Source organism: Streptococcus phocae, from assembly GCF_001302265.1.
In the GTDB taxonomy this organism is placed as follows: Bacteria; Bacillota; Bacilli; order Lactobacillales; family Streptococcaceae; genus Streptococcus; species Streptococcus phocae.
The window spans coordinates 148,475-168,268 of the sequence record NZ_LHQM01000010.1 but is presented as its reverse complement, the minus strand read 5'-3'; the positions used below and the strand labels follow the sequence as shown (position 1 = coordinate 168,268).

Sequence of the window (19,794 nt, the reverse complement as noted above, 5' to 3'; positions counted from 1 at the left end):
ATTTCTGTTGAGGCTGACACATTAGTCAACAAATTCAAATTCAAAGTTACCAATTCGAACAAGGTCACCATCTTTGGCACCACGCGCACGAAGGGCCTCATCGACGCCCATGCCACGCAATTGACGGGCGAATTTCATGATGGATTCATCGCGTTCCATATTGGTCATGACAAAGAGACGCTCTAGTTTTTCACCAGCCAATATCCAAGTGGCATCATCATCACGACTAATGTCAAAGGAATTATCATCGCCAGCAAAGCCATAGTAAGCCTCATCATCAGCCAAGTCGGTATCGTCATAAAGAAGAAACTCATCGGTCTTAGAAAGTAAGTCAGCGGTTGCTTCCAATAAATTATCCAAGCCTTGATGGGCTAAACTAGATACTGGAAAGACCATTGGCATTACTTCAAATTCATCATATTCAGCAGCCAATTTTTCTTTGAATGCCTTGAGGTTTTCTTCTGACCCAGGCATGTCCATTTTATTAGCCACGATAATCTGAGGACGCTCTAGCAGGCGAAGATTATAGGTTTCTAGCTCATTGTTGATTGAAACATAATCATCATAAGGGTCACGCCCTTCACTAGCTGACATATCAATCACGTGTAAAATCACGCGTGTTCTTTCAATGTGGCGTAAGAACTGTGTCCCTAGACCAACACCTTGGCTAGCGCCTTCGATTAATCCTGGTAAGTCAGCCATCGCAAAACTATCACCAGATTTTGTACGAACCATTCCAAGATTTGGAACAATTGTCGTAAAGTGATAAGCACCAATTTTAGGTTTAGCCGACGAAACAACGCTTAATAACGTCGATTTACCAACTGATGGGAAACCTACCAAGCCTACATCAGCTAAGATTTTAAGCTCTAATTCTAATTGGCGCTCTTCGCCTGGTTCTCCATTTTCGGCAATTTCTGGAGCTGGATTTCGTGGCGTTGCAAAACGAATATTACCACGGCCTCCACGGCCTCCAGTAGCAATCACGAATTCTTGCCCATGTTCCACCAAGTCTGTAATAACTTTTCCTGTTTCAACATCACGAACTGTGGTTCCTTGAGGAACTGAAACAATCAGGTCTTCAGACCCACGTCCGTGCATGCCTTTGCTCATACCGTTTTCACCAGCTCTGGCCCTAAATTTACGATTATAACGAAAATCCATTAAGGTGCGTAGGCCTTCATCCACTCTAAAAACGACTGAGCCACCTTTACCACCATCTCCGCCCCAAGGGCCACCATTTGGAACGTATTTTTCCCGGCGAAAGGCCACCATACCATCTCCACCACGCCCTGCTTGGACACTTATTTTAGCAGTATCTAAAAACATACTCATACTTTTTTCTCAAACTTTCTTTTACTTTAAAAAAACGCCTTTCAGCGTTTTTTTACATCAATACCGATAGGGCTCCCGCAATAAGGCCACCGACAGTTACAAGAACCATCAAGATGACAACAACCATTGTTACTTTTTCAAATGTCGTTTTTTTACGAGGTCCACTTTCTCCAAATGCCACTTTAACTACCTCATCTTATTGATTTTTTTATTATATTATTTTAACATAAATAGCCATATTAAGCAACTATATCGCAAGCTTAGCCGACTAGCTCGGCCATCTTTAGCCAGTTTAATTGCCACTAAAACGATACTGGGCCAAGCTTTGCTGGCTGACTATTAATTTTTCAGCAATTGCCTTACTTCTTGATCAGTCAATCGACGGAAATTCCCTTGCTCCAAGTTAGGATCCAGCTCTAATGGCCCCATACTAATTCTTTGGAGATCTGTGACTTCTTTTCCACAAGCAGCGACCATGCGCTTCACTTGATGAAATTTTCCTTCTTTTAAAGTGATTTTCGCAAGGCAATGATTGTCTGCTATCTCTTGATCGATAATCTCTAACCTAGCAGGCAAACAGGTGTGATCCTTTAAAACGATTCCTGTTGCAAAGCGTTCACAATCATTTTGGGTCATGACACCTGCTACCTTAGCCAGATACGTTTTTGGGACATGCTTTTTAGGAGAAAGAAGGTCATGGGCCAACTGCCCATTGTTAGTCAACAATAATAACCCGTGTGTGTCCTTGTCTAGACGACCAACAGGAAATACCTTTTTTTGCCTAGCAGTATCATCTAATAAATCTAAGACGGTTTTTTGAGCTGGATCTTCTGTTGCCGAGATCACCCCCGCAGGTTTATTCAACATATAATAAACAAATGTCTCATAATGTAATACCTGTCCTTGGTACGTGACCCGATCTTTAGTTTCATCGATGTGAACCTTAGGCGAGGTCTGTAAGTGCCCATTGACAGTGATTTGCTTGCTTTTCAATAGCTCTTTGACCTGACTTCGACTTCCTAAACCAACAGCTGTCAAAAATTTATCTAAACGCATCTTATTCCTCTTTAATTCTAACTTATCTTTTCTATAGTATAGCATAAGTGACAGTTATTCCATGACTGTAAGCGCTTAATGTATTATAATATTCTTATCAAAGGAGGAACACTATGCCTATCTATTCACATGTCTATCAAACTGATGAAAAGCACTCTGCCAAATCACTTGGTTCTGGAGGACTGATGGTTTTGGCGACACCTGCTCTAGTGGCTTTTTTGGAAAATGCAGCCTATGCATTTGTCCAAGAAAATTTGACTGACGACCAAACCACTGTTGGCAGTGAAATTGCTCTGCAACATTTAGCTGCTTCTCGCATTGGAGATGCCGTTACGGTTAATATTACTAGCCTCCACGAGGAAGGTCGGAAGTATCAATTTGAACTCGAAGCCTTTGTTGGTAACAAACTCATCGGTAAGGCGCATCATACTCGTGTCCGCATCAACAGCTCGGCTTTCATGGAAAAACTGTAAAAGGTTAGCCTCGGCTAACCTTTTAACATCCACTTGCTAATCTGCAAACGTCATCAAAAGGCTTTGGCTTGAAAATAGTTTGCTTCTCTACATTTCTTTGCTATAATTTGTAACAGAGGTGATGACTATTATGAAACATATTGCTTTTGATTCAAACAAATACTTAGCGCTGCAACGTGATCGCATTCTCGAGCGTATCAATCAGTTTGACGGCAAATTATACATGGAGTTTGGCGGTAAAATGCTTGAAGACTACCATGCTGCCCGTGTCTTACCAGGCTATGAGCCTGATAACAAAATCAAGTTATTAAAAGAACTCAAAGACGAGGTGGAAATCGTTATTAGCATCAATGCCAATAACATTGAACACTCTAAAGTTCGTGGAGATCTAGGAATTTCTTATGACCAAGAAGTCTTTCGTTTAATTGACCATTTTAACGCTATGGGAATTTATGTCGGCTCTGTTGTGATTACGCAGTACGCTAATCAAGCCGCTGCAGATGCCTTTCGCAAACAACTGGCTAAAAACAACATCCCATCTTACCTTCACTATCCTATCGCAGGTTACCCTACCGATATTAAACACATCATATCTGCTGAAGGAATGGGGGAAAATGATTACATCAAAACGAGTCGTAATTTGATTGTGGTAACAGCTCCTGGACCAGGATCTGGTAAATTAGCCACCTGCATGTCTCAAATGTACCACGACCAGATAAACGGCATCAGGTCTGGTTATGCCAAGTTTGAAACATTTCCTGTCTGGAACCTGCCGCTTCACCATCCGGTCAACCTTGCTTATGAAGCAGCCACTGCTGACTTAGACGACGTTAACATGATTGACCCTTTCCATTTGGAAGCTTATGGGCAAACTGCTGTTAATTACAATCGTGATATCGAAGTTTTCCCCGTTTTAAATCGAACTTTTGAGCGCATTCTCAGCAAATCACCGTATGCTTCTCCTACTGATATGGGAGTCAATATGGTTGGTTTTTCAATTATTGATGACGACACTGCCATCGAAGCTTCAAAACAAGAAATCATTCGTCGCTATTACCAAACACTGGTCGATTTTAAAGCAGAGCGTGTCTCTGAATCAGCGGTGAAAAAAATAGAACTATTAATGAATGATATCGGTGTTAGCCCAGATGACCGGCAAGTCACTGTTGTAGCTCGCCAAAAGGCAGAGCTGACAGGCCAACCTGCCCTGGCTCTACAACTGCCTGATGGGCAGATTGTGACAGGTAAAACGTCTGATCTCTTTGCTCCAACGGCTAGTGTGTTGATCAATGCCATCAAGACACTAGCACATATCCAAAAAAATACGCACCTCATTGAGCCTGAGTATGTCAAACCGATTCAAGCGCTTAAGGTTAACCACTTAGGCAATCAAAATCCTCGCCTGCACGCCAATGAAATTCTGATTGCCCTAGCTATCACTGCTCGGACAAACACTGATGCAGATTTAGCTATGAAAGAGCTTGGAAACCTTGAAGGCAGTGAAGTACATGCTACTGTGACCCTAACTGACGAAGATAAAAGCGTTCTACGCCAATTAGGCATTAACGTGACTTTTGACCCTGTTTACCAACATGACAAGCTCTATCATCAGTAAGTGTTATTCCGCTAATCAAAAAGACCTTACGTTTATAAGCGTAAGGTCTTTTGACTAGTAAGGTTTCTTTATTTTTTAGTGGTCTTGTCTCCAATGATAAACATTGTGATGCTCACTTTTGTCAAAGCAACACCCTCTTTATTGGTTACAGTCACTTCGACCATCTGCGTAGTCCGCCCACCATGGATAAGGTTTCCTTCAACAAATAAGCGCTCTCCTAGGTTACCTGGTTTGAGGTAATGAATATTGGCTTGCAAAGTAACAGCTGTAGCTCCAGCCGACCTTGCAACAAGCCCTCCTACTTGATCACACAGGGTAAATAAGTAGCCACCATGGGTTTTGCCGTAATAGTTCAAAGAAGATTCAACAACTTCTGTTGATAAAATAACGTGCCCATGTTCGAACACATCAATAGTATAGTTTTCAAAAGCACTGACAACATCTAATGTTATAGGATTTGGTATTTCTGTCATAATAACTCTCTTTTCTATCTCAATATAGGCAATGCCACAAAACATATTATACTATAAAAAGATCTGATTGATAAAGGATTGAGATTAACTCTACACAAAATGATAAACCAATAGCGTGGTGATACTCAGAGATAAGACCAAAATAAAAGAACCGCCTTACGATAGCTAGCATGACGAATGGTCACACCATCTATAATAGGGAGTTCTTTTTTCAGTAATTGTTTTTTGAGTGAGGTCGCAAGAGACGCTTACTCTTGATGGTAATTAGCCTAAACTTAGTCTTCCTTACGTTTAGCTGTTGCCGCTAACAATCCTGTAGTTGCCATTACAGCTGCTGCTGCCGCGGTAAAGAATGGATTTGTACTATCACCTGTTGATGGCAAGTGAGCTGATGACATTGCTTGGCTAGCCATCATGTTTGGAGCTTTCTGAGCTGCAGGAGCAACATGAGTCATTGGCATATCTGCTTTTGCTTTTGGCTTAATAGTGTCATGCTCAGCTTGTTGCGATAGTTTTTCAATCTCTGGTTTTGGAAGTGATGGGATAATTTCTGCTTCTGGAAGTGATGGGATAGTTTCTGCTTCTGGAAGTGACGGAATGGTCTCTGCTTCTGCAAGTCCTGGAAGGTTTTCGTCTTGTAATGTTGCTTCATATGGAATCGCTTCTGAATCTAAAAGAAGCGGGTAAGTAATTGCATCTTCCTCGAATTCAGGGATTAATGGCCCAACTTCAGAATCTAAAGGAAGTGGGTAGGGAATAGAATCTTCCTCGAATTCAGGAATTAATGGCCCAACTTCAGAATCTAAGGGAAGTGGGTAGGGAATTCCTGGTTCCTTGGTTTCAGAAGATAGAGTGAAAGCTTTAGACTCAACTGGTGTGATCTCTGGTAGATATGGGATAGTTTCTGCCTCGGCTAGAAATTCATCATCATCAACCTCTACTGGTGTGATCTCTGGTAGATATGGGATAGTTTCTGCTTCTGCTAAAAATTCATCATCATCAACCTCTACTGGTGTGATCTCTGGTAGATATGGGATAGTTTCTGCTTCTGCTAGAAATTCATCATCATTAACCTCAACTGGTGTGATTTCTGGTAGATATGGGATAGTTTCTGCTTCTGCTAGAAATTCACTTTCATTTTCCATAACAGTATCAGCGGAGATGCCAGTTTGTCCGGTAGAAGTTGCCAAAATGAAGGCTGCGGATACAGAAACCAAGCCAAAAGCTGATTTACGTAGCAAATAAGTCACTTTTTTAGTGTTAGACATAAGTTCCTCCTTTAATTTCAAGAGCATAAAATTAGATTAAAATTATTTTTTATAGTTTTATTTTAACCTTTTTATTTTTTTAGTCAATAAATAATTTCTTTTTTTGCTTTTTTTACTTATTTTTATTTAATTATACTAAAAAACACTAATTTTTAAATATTTGATTGATATTTTATTAACATTTACTTCGGAATTTTTTTGATTGATATTTACTCTGAAAAACTCATCTCTTGTGAAAATGAGTCTTTTTGTAGGGCTTATTAGTGAACGGACCCAAAATAAAACAACCTGACTCCCTTAAAATTTAGGAAGCAGGTTGTTTGATATCTATTATTTAACTGTCTTTTTTTGGCCCCATGGTGTGTTCCCACCAGTTTTTAGTATTCCACCATGAGTCTTGGATATTATCAACGAAGCGTCGCCACCAACTCTTTCTAGTGAAAAACATATTTCCTTTTTTCCTATTTGCTTGTCCAGCTTCAACACCCTCATGAAAACCAGTCCCATAACCATCATCATATCCTTTTTCTTGTTTTGTCTCATCATTAGGCTTGTAATCATTCCTCTTGTCCTCTAGCTTACTTGCCTCAGCACAAGGGTCAAGATAACCAACCTCAAATCCCTTCTGATAACCAGCATTAAATCCTTGCTGATAGCCAACGTTATCACTTTTTAAAGATGGGTACGTCATCGTCTCCGCAAATGCCGTGTGTCCTCCTAGTCCTAAAGATACTAATCCAATGACTACAACTGCTACTCCAAACGTCAATGCCTTAATTGAAAAGCCTTTGTTCTCTTTTGAAGTATTTCCTTCATTATTTTTTAACTGTTTAAACATTTCTCTCTCCTTTATACAACTTGTACAAACTTAATTAGCATAAGTTTATACCTTATCAAGTCTACACTATTGATTAGAATATGAGAATATCGTTGCCTTTTTTTACTATTCTTATCTGTTATTTTTTTATTTCATCATTTATCAAATCCGATTTTTATTATCATTTAAGGGAATCATTTTTTAAACTTTTCGTTATTCGTTGACTTTCACCAAATCTTTTTTAAAATAGTTACTATAGAAATAAATCAAGAGGACGTGGTATCATGGATTTTTTACTTTTAAAAGCCTTACATAGTACTTTAGGGTTAACAATCACCATTTGTGATAAAAACTTTACCGTCGTAACTTCCTATCAATCCGATAAAACGATTTCTCTTTTTTACAATCACTACCTTATCCTCAATGGTTTCAATGAAACACAAGATAATTTCTTATTTCATTATGGATTTCTAGGAGAATTATTCCTCGCTTATCGTAGCAAACAGCACTATATTATCTTGGGGCCTTGGCGTAGTAATGCCATCGATCCCTTGTTGTTTAAGAAAAAACTAGCCGATGCCAAAATCAGTGAACTTGAACAAAACTATTTCTTTGATAAATTAGCCCAATTACCCTTCTTTTCTCTTAGCCAAGTTCGCGAATTACTCATTTTAGTTAATTATTGTCTAACAGGTACTGTCCAAGACAAACTATCAGACCCTCTCCACACCTATACTGAGTCTTGGAGTCAAACGTTTGAATTGGAGAAAATTAGACACTTTTCTGAAGAAAATTACTCTTCCTTTGCTTACCAGTATCATTATGAAAATAGTATTCTAAAAGCTGTCAAAACAGGTGACGAAGCCATCCTAAAAGACACTATTAATCGCTTAAGTGGTGCTGTTTTTCCGTCAATTAGCGGAGATGAGTTACGCTCTGAGAAAAATTATTCTATTATCGTTTACGATCGACTGGCTCAGGGAGCTATTCAATCTGGTCTTGATATTGAAACTGCCTATCAAGCTCGAGATCGCTTTATTAAAGAAACCGAAGTCGCTCAAACACTGACGATGGTCTTGAAGTTAAGGGATACGGCGATTTTATTTTACACGCAACAAATTGCTGCTATCAATAAAAAAATGGTCTCCTCCCAATCTCAAACCGTAATTGCCGTAACACAATACCTTAAAAATAATCTCAATCGTTCTATCAAAATGGAAGAATTAGCCAAACAGTTTCATATGAGTGAGTCCAAGTTACGAAAATTATTTAAACAAGAAACACACGTGACTATACAACAATACTTTCTAAACTTGAAAATTGATGCTACCAAACAACTGTTGAAGGAAGGAAAAAGAGTAGAAGAAATTACTCGCATATTTGGCTTTTCTTCTTCATCTAATTTCTCACGAACGTTTAAAAAATTGGTTGGTATTAGCCCAAGAGAATACGTACACACGACCTCATTAGGTACATCAGAAGCTAAATAATATGCCTCAGCTGGCCTGACAAAACCTTTAGAAGTACGTTTCTAAAGGTTTTTTAGTCATTATCAAACTAATTTTTTGACAGTCGCTTTTCTATTTTTTATAATGAAAGCGTATACTTTTTCTGATAGGAGAACACTATGACAATCAAAAAATGGTTACTCAGAACTACAGTAGTGTTGGCATTAGCATCAGCTAGCCATTCACAAATCATCTCTGCTCAAAATAATACCACTGAAAATACACTTTTTAGCACCTCTATACCGATAACTGCTGAGCAAGAGACCACAGAGAAACAACCAAAACAGCTCCCTCCAGAAACAACTCCTCTACAGCAAGCAACACCTTTATCAATCGGTGAGTATCGCTCAAAAGATGCGACAGCCCTTGCCGAGATGGTTCGCCAAGGTCAGGTAAGCAGCAAAGAATTAGTCACTCTTGCCTACCAAGTGATTGACAAAGAAAACCCAGCGCTAAATGCTGTCATCACAAAACGTCAGCAAGAAGCCTTGATGGAAGCTGAGCACTTAACAGACAATAACCAACCCTTTTTAGGAGTCCCTTTATTAATCAAAGGATTGGGACATAGCATCAAAGATGGTGAAAATACCAACGGATTGGCTTATGCCGCGGATAAAGTCAGCCGTTCTGACAGTAGCTACGTCAAGAAGTACAAAGATTTGGGCTTTGTCATATTAGGTCAAACGAATTTCCCAGAATATGGTTGGCGCAACATCACAGACTCTAAATTATACGGTCCCACATACAACCCGTGGCATCATCACTATAATGCCGGTGGCTCTTCTGGTGGCAGTGCTGCAGCAATCGCTAGTGGCATGGTTCCTATTGCAAGTGGGAGTGATGCTGGTGGCTCGATTCGAATCCCTGCTTCTTGGACAGGTTTGGTCGGTTTAAAACCCACACGCGGTTTGGTCAGCAACGAAAATTTCAACTCCTATGCTACTGCTGTCCATTTTCCATTGACCAAAACATCTCGTGATGCTGAACAGTTATTAACTCACCTCGTCAAAAAGGATCAAACTTTAGTCCATATGGATAACCTCAAAAACTTGCCCATTGCTTATACCTTAACCTCGCCCATGGGAACCGAGGTCAGCGAAGATGCTAAAAAGGCAATCTTAGAAAATGTCGCTTTTCTAAAAAAACAAGGGTTTACGGTTAAAGAGGCCAATATTCCAATTGATGGCAGAGCCTTAATGCGTGATTATTCAACCTTAACAATCGGTATGGGGAGTGCCTTTTCTAAATTAGAAACTGAACTTGCCAAGCACCATTTAACCAAACTGGATGTCGATCCCATCACGTGGGCTGTTCATATTACCTATCAACAAATGGATAAAAAACTGTTAAAAGAGGCAATCGCAAAAGCTCAATCTCATATGGATACCTACAGAAAAACCATGGAAGATTTTCACAAAGAGTATCCTATCCTATTGTCTCCAACAACTGCCACTACCGCTCCTTTAGCTAGCGATAGTTATGTCACTGATGAAGATCGACATGCCATCTACCGTATCGAGCAATTAAGCCAAAATGATCGCATCGAACTCATGAACAGACAGTGGGAGCCTATGTTAAGGCGTACGCCATTTACCCAAATTGCTAATCTGACTGGTTTGCCTGCTATTAGCATACCAACCTACCTCTCCCCAAACGGTTTACCTCTAGGTAGCATGATGATGGCTCCTGCTCGTTATGACATGGTGCTTTTGCAATTTGCAAAACTCTTTGAAACTAAGCACGGTTTTAATGTTCCTTACACAGATGCTCAGTTAACGATAACACACCCCAAACCAGCCATCAACAACAAATTAACTAACCAACCGTCACTAGTTGCAACTAAGCAAACACTCAAAAAATCTCACAAAGAACTGCCTAAAACAGGAACAGCTAACGATAGCAGATATCTTTCCTTACTAGGACTCACACTACTCGTTATTATTAGCCAACCCTCCAAACAGAAAATCTCAAGACATGACAATTAAGTAGACAATAAAACAAGCAGCAACGGCATTAAAACCGTTGCTGCTTGTTTTATTGCTCTTTTCAAATTTCGGGTATCCAAAAAGCACCTCAATTTGAGATGCTCATTGGTAGTTATTGAAAACGATGCGAATATAAGTCTAAAATGGGAACTCCTTTTTCACTCAGATAATTTCCCACTCCACACTCTATGTCTTTTCTAAGTCCGTCGCTAATACAACTCAACGGAAAAATCAAAACAAAAAGCGTGTTACATTGTTAAGAGATGGCACGGCATCCTTTTTCAACTTTCTTGTGTTTTTCTATTTTCAATATAATAAACTGCTGAAATAAAGACAAGAAACAAGGCAACTAATAAAAGCAGTGTTTTTCCTGTGCTAAGCCACATTTTTTCAGTGACACCTACTTGAAATAATATAAAATCATTCAAAAGTAGCATAGGATTCCAAAAAAGATATTTATAAAATGCTGTCGCTTCTTTCCCCAATAAACTAGCAAATAAGGTTGGCATTGAAATTGAAAACATCAATATCAAATTTATCGGAGTCATAATTGAATTAACCTTAGACGTGCTATTTATAAACAAAGAAATCAATATGCCCAACGGATACATCGCAATAAAAATAAGATTTGAAGCAATGCTAATAGGAATGATATTAGAATACATGTTTTTTACGAGTGATAGAAATAGAATCAAAAGAGGCAATTGAAATACATTAAATAACAGCACCATTGCAGCGAATGTTCCAATATAGAATTCCCACTTGCTTACGTCAGTGTGTGATAAAAAATCAAAAAAATGAGTTTCTCTTTTTTCTGTGAAATTACTAATGTTTAAAGTGAAGGTAAAAGATAAGATAAGTAACATCAAACCTATTGGCAAAAATTGTCCAAAGAGCAACAGTTTTATTGGCTCGGTATTTTTTAGTACTGATTGAAGCACTAAACTAAAAATGAGAAATATAAAAGATGGAAGAATCGCACTAATTAGCACTCCATAATTTCTCACATTTTCCAAAAAGCTAAACTTAGTCATTCTTACTATTTTCATCACTAGCCAATCCTCTTTTCATATATTGTCTTGCCAGTAACTGCAAAATAGACATCTTCAATCGTATCTACCTGATAATTAGTGAACAACCTATCATAACTCTCGCAACATGCAACTTTGCCATTATCCAAGATGAGCAAATCTGTAGTCAGTAAGTCCATTTCAGCCAATTCATGACTGATAACAATGACTAACCTTTTGGAAAAATCCTTAGACAAATAGTGACATAGGGCCCTTTTCTTTTCGAAATCCAATTCTGAAAATGGTTCATCTAAAATGACAATTTCTTTATTCATCGCTAAAGCAATAAATATTGATAAGGCCTTGCGCTGACCTCCTGATAAACGTTTTACTTTCTTATTTAAAATAGTAGCAATTTCAAGCAAGTCGTAAAGCTCCTGATCAAATTGATAGGACAATACTGCAGATTTGAAGAAATTGATAGTTTCTGATACTTTCAGATTTTCTAGGATTTTAAAATGCTGAGGTTGATAGGATATTGCTTTAGAAAATTGAACCTCTTTATTATAAGTGATGCTTCCGATATAATCGATATGCCCAGCAATACAGTCAATTAAGGTGGATTTTCCTGAACCATTTTTTCCTAGTAAAAAATAGCTCTTCCCTTTTTCCAACTCTAGATTAATATCTGTTAAAGCAACAGTATCCTTATAGGTTTTAGTGACGCCAGTTAAAACTAATGTTCCCATATTATCCTCTATTCTTATATTAAAGCAAAAACTGTGCCACTAACTTTTTTTGAATTTCTAAATGTTATCATTGATGCCCAAAGAGAACCTTCTGATAAGCAACAGCTAGATTTTATAGAAACAAAACATAGTAAATGACTAAATATCATTTGTAGATTCATCTAGTATAACATAATCCTCATTATTAAAGACCTTACAAATACTCTATCATTTCATAAATCTCTCCGCTAGATTTTCCTAAAATAATAGAATAAAACACCAGCTCATCCAGTAATTCTGATAATATCAAAAAGAATCAGAAAAAGCTACAACTTAGAAATATTAATTTAAAGCTAAAAAATAGTCTTTTTGATAAATAGAGAGTACTTAAATGATTGGATGTTAGTATCAAATTTAGTTTATATCCAAGTCGAATCAGATTTAACTCACTTCAGGAATCTGATACTTTACCCCATACTTATTTGAAAGAAATTCTCTTCCAAAACCTTCTTCTTTTTCTCTTACTAACTGTAATTTAAATTCAAAATTATATTTTGACATACAAATCCCCCCTAAATCTTTGTTCGAGTTTAGGAGGGAGTACATTACTGTTTCCGTGTTCGTTTATATTTATTTTTTCATCCGTAGGCTAGAGTTTATATTAACCGTGAATATATTTTAGCTGTTATAGTTATCGATTTTAAGCAATAATAAACTTTCGTTAATCTTCTAAATTCCTATCTTTTATTGCCTTTTTACCTAAAAAGTAAAATCCTATACCACATATAATAAAGTGTTGTATGAATATTATTAAAATACTAGCCCAAAATAATCCATCAAATATTCCACTATATTTATCAGAATAAGTATTGTAGTTATTGATTGCAAAAATTAACGTTACTGATAAACTACTTAAAATTGTAGATAAGAAAACAACTTTTTTATTTACAGTTTCAGAAATTCTTACTAGATTTCCTAACCATAAATTTCTTAAAACTATATATAAAACAATAGTTCCTAAACAAATAAATTCTCCAGCATAACTTTCTAGTCCTTGTTTAATAATCAATGCCTTTTTAAACAGTGATATTACTAATATAATAGCTACAACATATAAAACTTCTTTATAAGCTTCTAGTTTTGAGTGCTCAACTCTTTCATCTTTAACTTTCTTTTTCATTTTTTTTGCCTTCCCAAAAAATTTCATCTAAAGTTTTATCCAACACTTCACATATAGCAATACATAAACTAAGCGAAGGATTGTATTTTCTTGCTTCAATTAATCCTATTGTTTGCCTTGTTACACCAATTTTATCAGCTAATTCTTGTTGAGTCATATCTTTTTCAACTCTAGCTAACTTTAATTTTATATTTTTCACAATAGCTCCTTTATAATTTCTCCTAGTCTTTGTGATTTTCAAATTTAATTTGATACGATAATTATATCAATTTAAATTTCTTTATGAAATATATATATTGCTTTATGTAATATATATAAGCTGATTACTCTTCGAAAACGTAATAAAGAGATAGAAATGCAATTGGACACCCTAAAGCAAACAGCAGTAATTATGGTACCAGAAATCAAAAAAGTGCATTAGCCATAATGCTACTATTTTATTTGATTAAAATTATTGATTTAATGCTAATATGTTAGCTATCTACCGTTCTTACCCTCATACATCCCCACCCATCAGGCAATGAAAACAAATTGACTTAAGTTTTCACTATCACATCTACTGCCTCGATTTCACCGCTTGCTCTAATACCTATTCCCTATACAACAAAAAGCCTTGAAATCAAGGCTTTTCTTTATACTTTTCGATCAAAGGTTTCTAGGCTTTTACAAGTAGAGCTACACACTCCACATGATGTGTTTGTGGGAATAAATCAAATGGTTGCACTTTTTTAAGAGCATATCCTAAATCTTGATAAGATTTAATATCACGCGCCATTGTAGCTGGATTACATGAGATATAAGTAATTTTATCAGGATTCATGGCGACACTAGCTTTGATAAAGCTTTCGGTCAAACCTTTACGCGGTGGGTCAACTATGATCACACTTGGCTTAATGCCTTCTTTGCGCCATTTTTCCATGGCATTTTCAGCACTATCTGTTACAAAATGAACATTCGTGATACCATTAATAGCCGCATTTTTTTGTGCGTCCTGAACGGCTCTTTCTAAGAGTTCAACACCATAAACTTTTTTGACTTCCTTAGCAAATGACAGACCAATGGTTCCGATACCTGAATAGGCATCAATAACCACATCATTTTTGGAAAGGTCAGAAAAATCAATAGCGGTTTGATAAAGTTTTTCTGCCATCACTGTGTTCACCTGGTAAAATGACTGTGCTGAAATCTCGTATTGATTTCCTAACATAGTGTCAGTGATGGTGTCTCGCCCATAAAGGGTTTTAAACGTTTTTCCAAAAATAGCGTTGGTATTTTGATCGTTAATGTTTTGAATAACAGAAACAATATTTGGAAAAGCTTCAGTGATTTTGGCAATCACTTGGTCAACACGGAAAACCTTGGGACGGTTAGTCACCAAAACAAGCATGATTTCCCCTGAATAGTGGCCTTTGCGGACAACGATATTACGGATAAGCCCTGTTTGCTCTTTTTCGTCATAAGGTTTGACCTCAAAACGGCGGAATAAATCACGCAAAAAATTCACCAAGCGATCAATTTCTTTATCCTGAATATAAAAATCAGAAATCGGAAGCAAATCATGAGTATTTTTACGGAAAAATCCAGTCTCTAGCTGGCCATTGACACGTCTCACTGGGACTTGCGCCTTATTTCGATAAGCGTAAGGGTGCTCCATACCAACCGTATCCATCACTTCGATATCACTGATACCTGCCGTTTTATAAAGGTTATCTTGTACTTGTTTCTTTTTAAACTGTAACTGCTCTGGATAAATCAAATGCCCAAAATCAGCTATCCCTGTGCGCAGATAGGCGGTGTCTATCCCTTCATGACGAGAGGGAGACTTGGTTAGGTAGGCTTCAACCTTACCAAAACCACTATTTTTATTTACTTTTAAAACACGCATCTGGATTACTTCACCAGGAAGGGCGTTTTCAACGAAAAAGACAAAACCGTCGTTCTTGGCGACACCTGAGCCATCATGGCTTAAATCACTAATCATTACTTCTACAATATCATTTTTTGTTAACATTCATTTATTTCCTATCTATCTGAAACATGCATCTGTTTCTCACCTGAAGTCAATCAACAGGCTTACTTTCCAATTATACCACATTTTGTCAAGGTCCTTGCTAGGAAAGTTCTTAAATGCTCATTTTACACCATCTCAACATTAAAAATTCTCGTGTTCACATTTTTAACAAGCGCTTCAAAAGATGATTTTAAAATAGTTTTACCGTATAGTATAATAAAGCTCTAATAAAAATAATATTCGAGAGGAATCTTTTAATGAAAAAGAAACTACTTACATTTTCACTCCTCAGCTTGCTTGCTGTTGAATTAGGGACAAGCACAGCAAGTGCGAGTACTTATTTGAGTAATTATTACGCTACCCCAGAAACGTGGGATGTATCAAGACTTGATTACGGTGAAGAAAAATCTGTATACTTTCCAGGTGGTTTTACCATAACTATGGGAAAGGGAGCAAAGAAGAAAGTTATGAAAAATCAGTTAATGAATGTCTTTTCAATAGATAAAGAAACTCTAGCTTCTCGTTTGACTTATTCTAAATAAATCCTACTTCTAAAGCTTCTATCAACCACATATTAAATAATAATTTTAGCAATAAATCATTTTTAAATATTACAAAAACACATAACATTTGAAAGGAATTTTCTCATGAAAAAGAAACTACTTACATTTTCACTCCTCAGCTTACTTGCTATTGGATTAGGGACTACTACTAATGCTAACGCTAATACATTTGACAAAAATCAAGTTGCTAGAGATTATTTTGCAGGTAAAATTACAATTGAACAAATTAAGCAAAAATATCCAAGTTTTCCAATGGAAACTTTCGCAATTGGCGACCAAAATGGTAGATCTGGACTTTCTAGAAATATAACTAGAAAGAATCTAGAAAGGACAAAAGAATACGTATTAAATTCACCATTAGGACGTAGCTTATTTAGCGGTCGATAATCCCTCCTCCATTTTCCCCTAACACTCTATCACAAAAAGGCATCCAAGTAAGAACTTGGATGCCTTTTGTCTTTAGCGGAGTCCCATTTGAGCGAGGGATCTTTGGTATTTGTCAAAATCAATATGGAGGGCTAAGCCGCCATACATGTCATACTCATCTACCCAGTCGCCAATTTCAGGAATAGTGACATGCTCAACACCTTTTTTCCCACTAGTCAATGCTTTTACCCCATTTTTAATCACAAAAGGGAAAGACACGTTAGTTGAGGTGAGGGCATAGATTTTGCCGATTGCTGCTGAGCCTGTGAATAGCTTGGTTGGGTCTTTGATTTGTCTAATGATTTCTGACATGACCTGTTGTTGGCGGACAGTACGTCCATAGTCGCCTTCGTCATCTTTACGAAAACGTGCATAATTGAGCAAGGTGCGTCCATCCATTCGTTGTTCACCAACTTCAATCAGTTGATTAGGGACTTGCCCATCTTTCATGCGTAAATCATCTGGAACTTCTACAGAATCAACTGCTTCGCCATTTACTGTGGCAAATTTGGCATCGATGTTAACACCATTTGGAAACAGGGTATCAATCGCCTCTGCAAAGGTCTCAAAGTCGACCATGACATAATATTTACAGTCAATGTCATAATTATGCTTAAGGGTTTTTCTGACAAACTCTGCCCCTTGGTGATCTTCTTGCTCTCCTAATGTAAAGGAGGCGTTTAGTTTCAAATCATAAGAAGAGTTATTATCATAACTATAGCCAGGGATATTGACCAAGGTGTCTCTCATAAAGGAAACCATTTTGATGTGATTGTCTTTATTGCCAACATTGACAACCATAATCGTATCTGTCCGAGCATCTGTCGAGCCTTGGGTGACTCGTTTGTCTGATCCCAATATTAAAATATTTGTTCCATCTGCTGTGCCTTCGCCATGAAAGACTTGTGAAGCTGCGGGTTTGTAGTGCGCTTTATTGGACGAGACGTCCATCACTCCCTTAGCAAACATTGCGCCTATCCCTAAAATCAGCAGTAAAACCAACAAAATCAGCAGTAGCATAAATCGTTTTAAGCGCCCTTTTTTAGGGTGTTTTCGGGTATGCCCTTGTGGTGGGACACCAAAATCTTCAGTGGCATAAGTTTGACTTGCTCTATGATTTGATGCTTTGCGCTTTTTGTGCCGTCTAGACCTCATTTCTGACGTCGGATAGGCTGGCACCCCTTTAGGAATAACGCGCCCATCATCAGATGAAAAGAAGTCTTGTTCTGGGTAAGGCCTATTATAATCAGCAACTGGCTCATTTGTGTAGGGGCTTAAAGCCTGATCATACCTGTCTTTTTTTGTCTTTAAAAAGGCAAATTCACGCTTTTCGTTATCACTTAAGTATTGAAAATGTCTCAATAGGTAAAAATAGCGCAGCTCTTCATGGTGACTCAGACCACTTTCTTGATGTCTTTTCATATGATTTAACTCTTAGTATTCCAATACAATTTATTTTGTCATTCTCGTTTTGTATATTTATTATAACCTATAATGGCTAAATTGTCTCAAAAAATAGTGCCCAGAATTTAGTAAACCTGATGGCTATGGCTAAACAGCCTTGATGATCTGTGCAATTTCCTCAGGTGTTCGATGGTCAACAGTTATCACCACATCTGACACTTCCTCGTATAATGCCTTTCTTTCAAGATAAAGAGCATAAAACTCTTTTTTAGAGAGGTTCATAAATAAGGGACGTTTATTCAAATGATCTTGCTTTAGCCTATCGTACAAGACATCAAATGATGCGGTCAGCAAAATATTTTGTTTGCGGTTTTTTCTCAGTAATTCCCTATTTTTAGTGCTCGTCACCACACCACCGCCTGTCGCAACAACCTGATACTCATTGCTTGATAAGAGGTTTTCTAGTAGCTGGCTTTCAATCTGACGAAAGGCTGCTTCTCCTTTTAAGCTGAAGTAATCTGATATAGGCATTCCAATCCTATCTGTAATCAAGGCATCCATATCCACAAATCGCTCACCTAGATGAGCCGATACTGTCGTTTTTCCGACACCCATAAAACCAAGTAAACATTTAGTCATCTAATAACCTTTCTAAGTCTTTGAAAAAGTCTGGGTAAGAAGTCATAATCGCTTGTGACCGGTCTAGAGTCATCTCACCATGTGTCACTAAAAGCGCAGCAATTGCTGTCATCATCCCAATCCGATGATCTCCAAAGGTGCTCGCATGCGTCCCATGAAGGGGTGTCTGACCCTTGATAATCAGCCCGTCCTCAGTTGGCTGAATATCGCCCCCCATATTAATCAAAATATCACTGACCACTTGAATCCTGTCTGTTTCTTTAACACGGAGCTCCTGTGCATCTCTGATGCGCGTGACACCCTGTGCCTGAGTGGCTAGAAGAGCTATAATAGGAAGTTCATCAATCAAGCGAGGAATCAGCTCGCCTCCAATGTCTACACCTTTTAGCTCAGAATACACAACCCTTAAACTCGCAGACTGTCCATCTGCAGACCGGTCTTGGTAAAATATTTGACCACCCATGGCTGTGATAACGTCCAATAAGCCTGTTCTAGTGTGGTTAATTCCCACATTTTTTAAAAGGATGTCTGAGCCTGGAATGATCAGACCAGCAACAATCCAAAAAGCCGCACTAGATATATCTCCCGGAACCTTTATGTTTTGCCCGCGTAAGGTTTGTGGTCCGTTTAGGCGAATCGTTTTGCCTGACACCATCAACTCTCCACCAAATTGGCGAATCATCTCTTCGGTATGGTTTCGAGTCACTTCTTTTTCAACGACGACCGTTTCACCCGGTGTTTGTAAGGCTGCTAATAAGATAGCTGATTTCACCTGTGCAGATGAGACTGGCATATCATAATGAATTGGTTTAAGTTGGTCTCTCCCTTTTATCCTAAGCGGAGGAGTTCCCTTAATCCCCTGACCTGCTAAGTTAGCTCCCATAGCACTGAGAGGGGCTATGATCCTATCCATAGGACGTTTTGATAGGCTATCATCCCCAATCATGGTAACTGGAAAATCTCTCCCTGCAAGTACCCCTGCAAGCAATCTCATCGATGTGCCTGAATTCCCCATATCAAGAGGTTCATTGGTAGGACTGAGACTTGAAAAACCTTTTCCATCAACGATGACCTGACCATCTTCTTGGGTAATAGATACCCCTAGTTGCTGTAAGCTGCGCATGGTCGAAAGGACATCTTCTGCTTGGAGCAAGCCTTCAATGATGGTTTTTCCCTCAGCGATAGCCCCAAAGATAAGTGCCCGGTGACTGATTGATTTATCTCCAGGTAGTGTCAGGCATCCTCTTAGAGGACCTGAATATCGTCTTAATTTCATATAACCTCCTCAATCACATACTCATCC

At 38.0% G+C, this 19,794-nt stretch carries 19 protein-coding genes and 1 pseudogene; 6 read left to right on the top strand and 14 right to left on the bottom strand.

Features of this window, described 5'->3' with window-relative positions; all coding sequences use genetic code 11:
* Positions 1 to 21 precede the first annotated feature (21 nt).
* The 3 genes from obgE to AKK44_RS03475 form a co-directional block, all read right to left on the bottom strand.
* Positions 22 to 1,335 carry a GTPase ObgE gene (obgE, locus tag AKK44_RS03480; protein WP_037595514.1) on the bottom strand — a complete coding sequence of 438 codons (1,314 nt, stop codon included), beginning with the start codon at positions 1,333 to 1,335 and terminating at the stop codon, positions 22 to 24.
* Between the two features lie 52 nt (positions 1,336 to 1,387).
* Positions 1,388 to 1,516, bottom strand: coding sequence for a DUF4044 domain-containing protein (locus AKK44_RS08640; protein WP_081949145.1), 129 nt, complete (start codon positions 1,514 to 1,516; stop codon positions 1,388 to 1,390).
* A 158-nt stretch (positions 1,517 to 1,674) separates the two neighbouring features.
* Positions 1,675 to 2,391, bottom strand: a complete 717-nt coding sequence (locus AKK44_RS03475) for a pseudouridine synthase (protein ID WP_054278533.1) — start codon at positions 2,389 to 2,391, stop codon at positions 1,675 to 1,677.
* A gap of 113 nt (positions 2,392 to 2,504) precedes the next feature.
* Here AKK44_RS03475 and AKK44_RS03470 point away from each other — a divergent pair, with 113 nt between their 5' ends.
* Complete coding sequence (locus AKK44_RS03470; RefSeq protein ID WP_054278532.1) at positions 2,505 to 2,864, top strand: thioesterase family protein; 360 nt, start codon at positions 2,505 to 2,507, stop codon at positions 2,862 to 2,864.
* A 130-nt stretch (positions 2,865 to 2,994) separates the two neighbouring features.
* A complete protein-coding gene (locus tag AKK44_RS03465; RefSeq protein ID WP_054278531.1) occupies positions 2,995 to 4,479 on the top strand; it encodes a DUF1846 domain-containing protein in 1,485 nt (494 codons plus the stop codon).
* 68 nt (positions 4,480 to 4,547) lie between these two features.
* Here AKK44_RS03465 and AKK44_RS03460 read toward each other — a convergent pair whose 3' ends face one another.
* The 3 genes from AKK44_RS03460 to AKK44_RS03450 all read right to left on the bottom strand — a co-directional run bounded on the left by AKK44_RS03460 (position 4,548) and on the right by AKK44_RS03450 (position 7,058).
* Positions 4,548 to 4,952, bottom strand: a complete 405-nt coding sequence (locus tag AKK44_RS03460) for a PaaI family thioesterase (RefSeq protein ID WP_054278530.1) — start codon at positions 4,950 to 4,952, stop codon at positions 4,548 to 4,550.
* A 275-nt stretch (positions 4,953 to 5,227) separates the two neighbouring features.
* Positions 5,228 to 6,220 carry a YSIRK-type signal peptide-containing protein gene (locus tag AKK44_RS09345; protein WP_054278529.1) on the bottom strand — a complete coding sequence of 331 codons (993 nt, stop codon included), beginning with the start codon at positions 6,218 to 6,220 and terminating at the stop codon, positions 5,228 to 5,230.
* A 334-nt stretch (positions 6,221 to 6,554) separates the two neighbouring features.
* The gene (locus AKK44_RS03450; protein ID WP_054278528.1) at positions 6,555 to 7,058 is read right to left on the bottom strand and encodes a FliH/SctL family protein; all 504 of its coding nucleotides are present in this window, start codon (positions 7,056 to 7,058) and stop codon (positions 6,555 to 6,557) included.
* 260 nt (positions 7,059 to 7,318) lie between these two features.
* Here AKK44_RS03450 and AKK44_RS03445 point away from each other — a divergent pair, with 260 nt between their 5' ends.
* Both AKK44_RS03445 and AKK44_RS03440 read left to right on the top strand, forming a co-directional pair.
* On the top strand, positions 7,319 to 8,527 hold the full coding sequence (locus AKK44_RS03445; protein WP_054278527.1) for a YSIRK-targeted surface antigen transcriptional regulator: 1,209 nt from the start codon (positions 7,319 to 7,321) through the stop codon (positions 8,525 to 8,527).
* Between the two features lie 368 nt (positions 8,528 to 8,895).
* Positions 8,896 to 10,305, top strand: a pseudogene (locus tag AKK44_RS03440) (amidase family protein); the annotation flags it as partial.
* 506 nt (positions 10,306 to 10,811) lie between these two features.
* On the opposite strand, the gene AKK44_RS03435 reads toward AKK44_RS03440, so the two are convergent.
* The 5 genes from AKK44_RS03435 to rlmD form a co-directional block, all read right to left on the bottom strand.
* On the bottom strand, positions 10,812 to 11,582 hold the full coding sequence (locus tag AKK44_RS03435) for a hypothetical protein (RefSeq protein ID WP_152911056.1): 771 nt from the start codon (positions 11,580 to 11,582) through the stop codon (positions 10,812 to 10,814).
* Positions 11,582 to 12,289, bottom strand: a complete 708-nt coding sequence (locus AKK44_RS03430; protein ID WP_054278525.1) for an ATP-binding cassette domain-containing protein — start codon at positions 12,287 to 12,289, stop codon at positions 11,582 to 11,584. The genes AKK44_RS03435 and AKK44_RS03430 overlap by 1 nt, the downstream gene beginning before the upstream one ends.
* Before the next feature lie 700 nt (positions 12,290 to 12,989).
* Positions 12,990 to 13,448 carry a DUF6773 family protein gene (locus AKK44_RS03425; protein ID WP_054278524.1) on the bottom strand — a complete coding sequence of 153 codons (459 nt, stop codon included), beginning with the start codon at positions 13,446 to 13,448 and terminating at the stop codon, positions 12,990 to 12,992.
* Positions 13,432 to 13,650 (bottom strand): helix-turn-helix transcriptional regulator, encoded by a 219-nt coding sequence (locus AKK44_RS03420; RefSeq protein ID WP_054278591.1) that lies wholly within the window; start codon positions 13,648 to 13,650, stop codon positions 13,432 to 13,434. Before AKK44_RS03420 ends, AKK44_RS03425 begins: the two co-directional genes overlap by 17 nt.
* Before the next feature lie 453 nt (positions 13,651 to 14,103).
* Complete coding sequence (gene rlmD, locus AKK44_RS03415; protein ID WP_054278523.1) at positions 14,104 to 15,459, bottom strand: 23S rRNA (uracil(1939)-C(5))-methyltransferase RlmD; 1,356 nt, start codon at positions 15,457 to 15,459, stop codon at positions 14,104 to 14,106.
* 257 nt (positions 15,460 to 15,716) lie between these two features.
* Here rlmD and AKK44_RS03410 point away from each other — a divergent pair, with 257 nt between their 5' ends.
* Positions 15,717 to 16,001, top strand: coding sequence for a hypothetical protein (locus AKK44_RS03410; RefSeq protein ID WP_054278522.1), 285 nt, complete (start codon positions 15,717 to 15,719; stop codon positions 15,999 to 16,001).
* Positions 16,002 to 16,106: 105 nt separating this feature from the next.
* Positions 16,107 to 16,409 carry a hypothetical protein gene (locus AKK44_RS03405; RefSeq protein WP_054278521.1) on the top strand — a complete coding sequence of 101 codons (303 nt, stop codon included), beginning with the start codon at positions 16,107 to 16,109 and terminating at the stop codon, positions 16,407 to 16,409.
* A gap of 72 nt (positions 16,410 to 16,481) precedes the next feature.
* On the opposite strand, the gene AKK44_RS03400 is transcribed toward AKK44_RS03405, so the two are convergent.
* The 3 genes from AKK44_RS03400 to aroA all read right to left on the bottom strand — a co-directional run bounded on the left by AKK44_RS03400 (position 16,482) and on the right by aroA (position 19,767).
* A complete protein-coding gene (locus AKK44_RS03400) occupies positions 16,482 to 17,870 on the bottom strand; it encodes an LCP family protein (RefSeq protein ID WP_054278520.1) in 1,389 nt (462 codons plus the stop codon).
* Positions 17,871 to 17,999: 129 nt separating this feature from the next.
* On the bottom strand, positions 18,000 to 18,491 hold the full coding sequence (locus AKK44_RS03395) for a shikimate kinase (RefSeq protein WP_054278519.1): 492 nt from the start codon (positions 18,489 to 18,491) through the stop codon (positions 18,000 to 18,002).
* Positions 18,484 to 19,767 carry a 3-phosphoshikimate 1-carboxyvinyltransferase gene (gene aroA, locus AKK44_RS03390; RefSeq protein WP_054278518.1) on the bottom strand — a complete coding sequence of 428 codons (1,284 nt, stop codon included), beginning with the start codon at positions 19,765 to 19,767 and terminating at the stop codon, positions 18,484 to 18,486. Before aroA ends, AKK44_RS03395 begins: the two co-directional genes overlap by 8 nt.
* Positions 19,768 to 19,794: the final 27 nt, after the last annotated feature.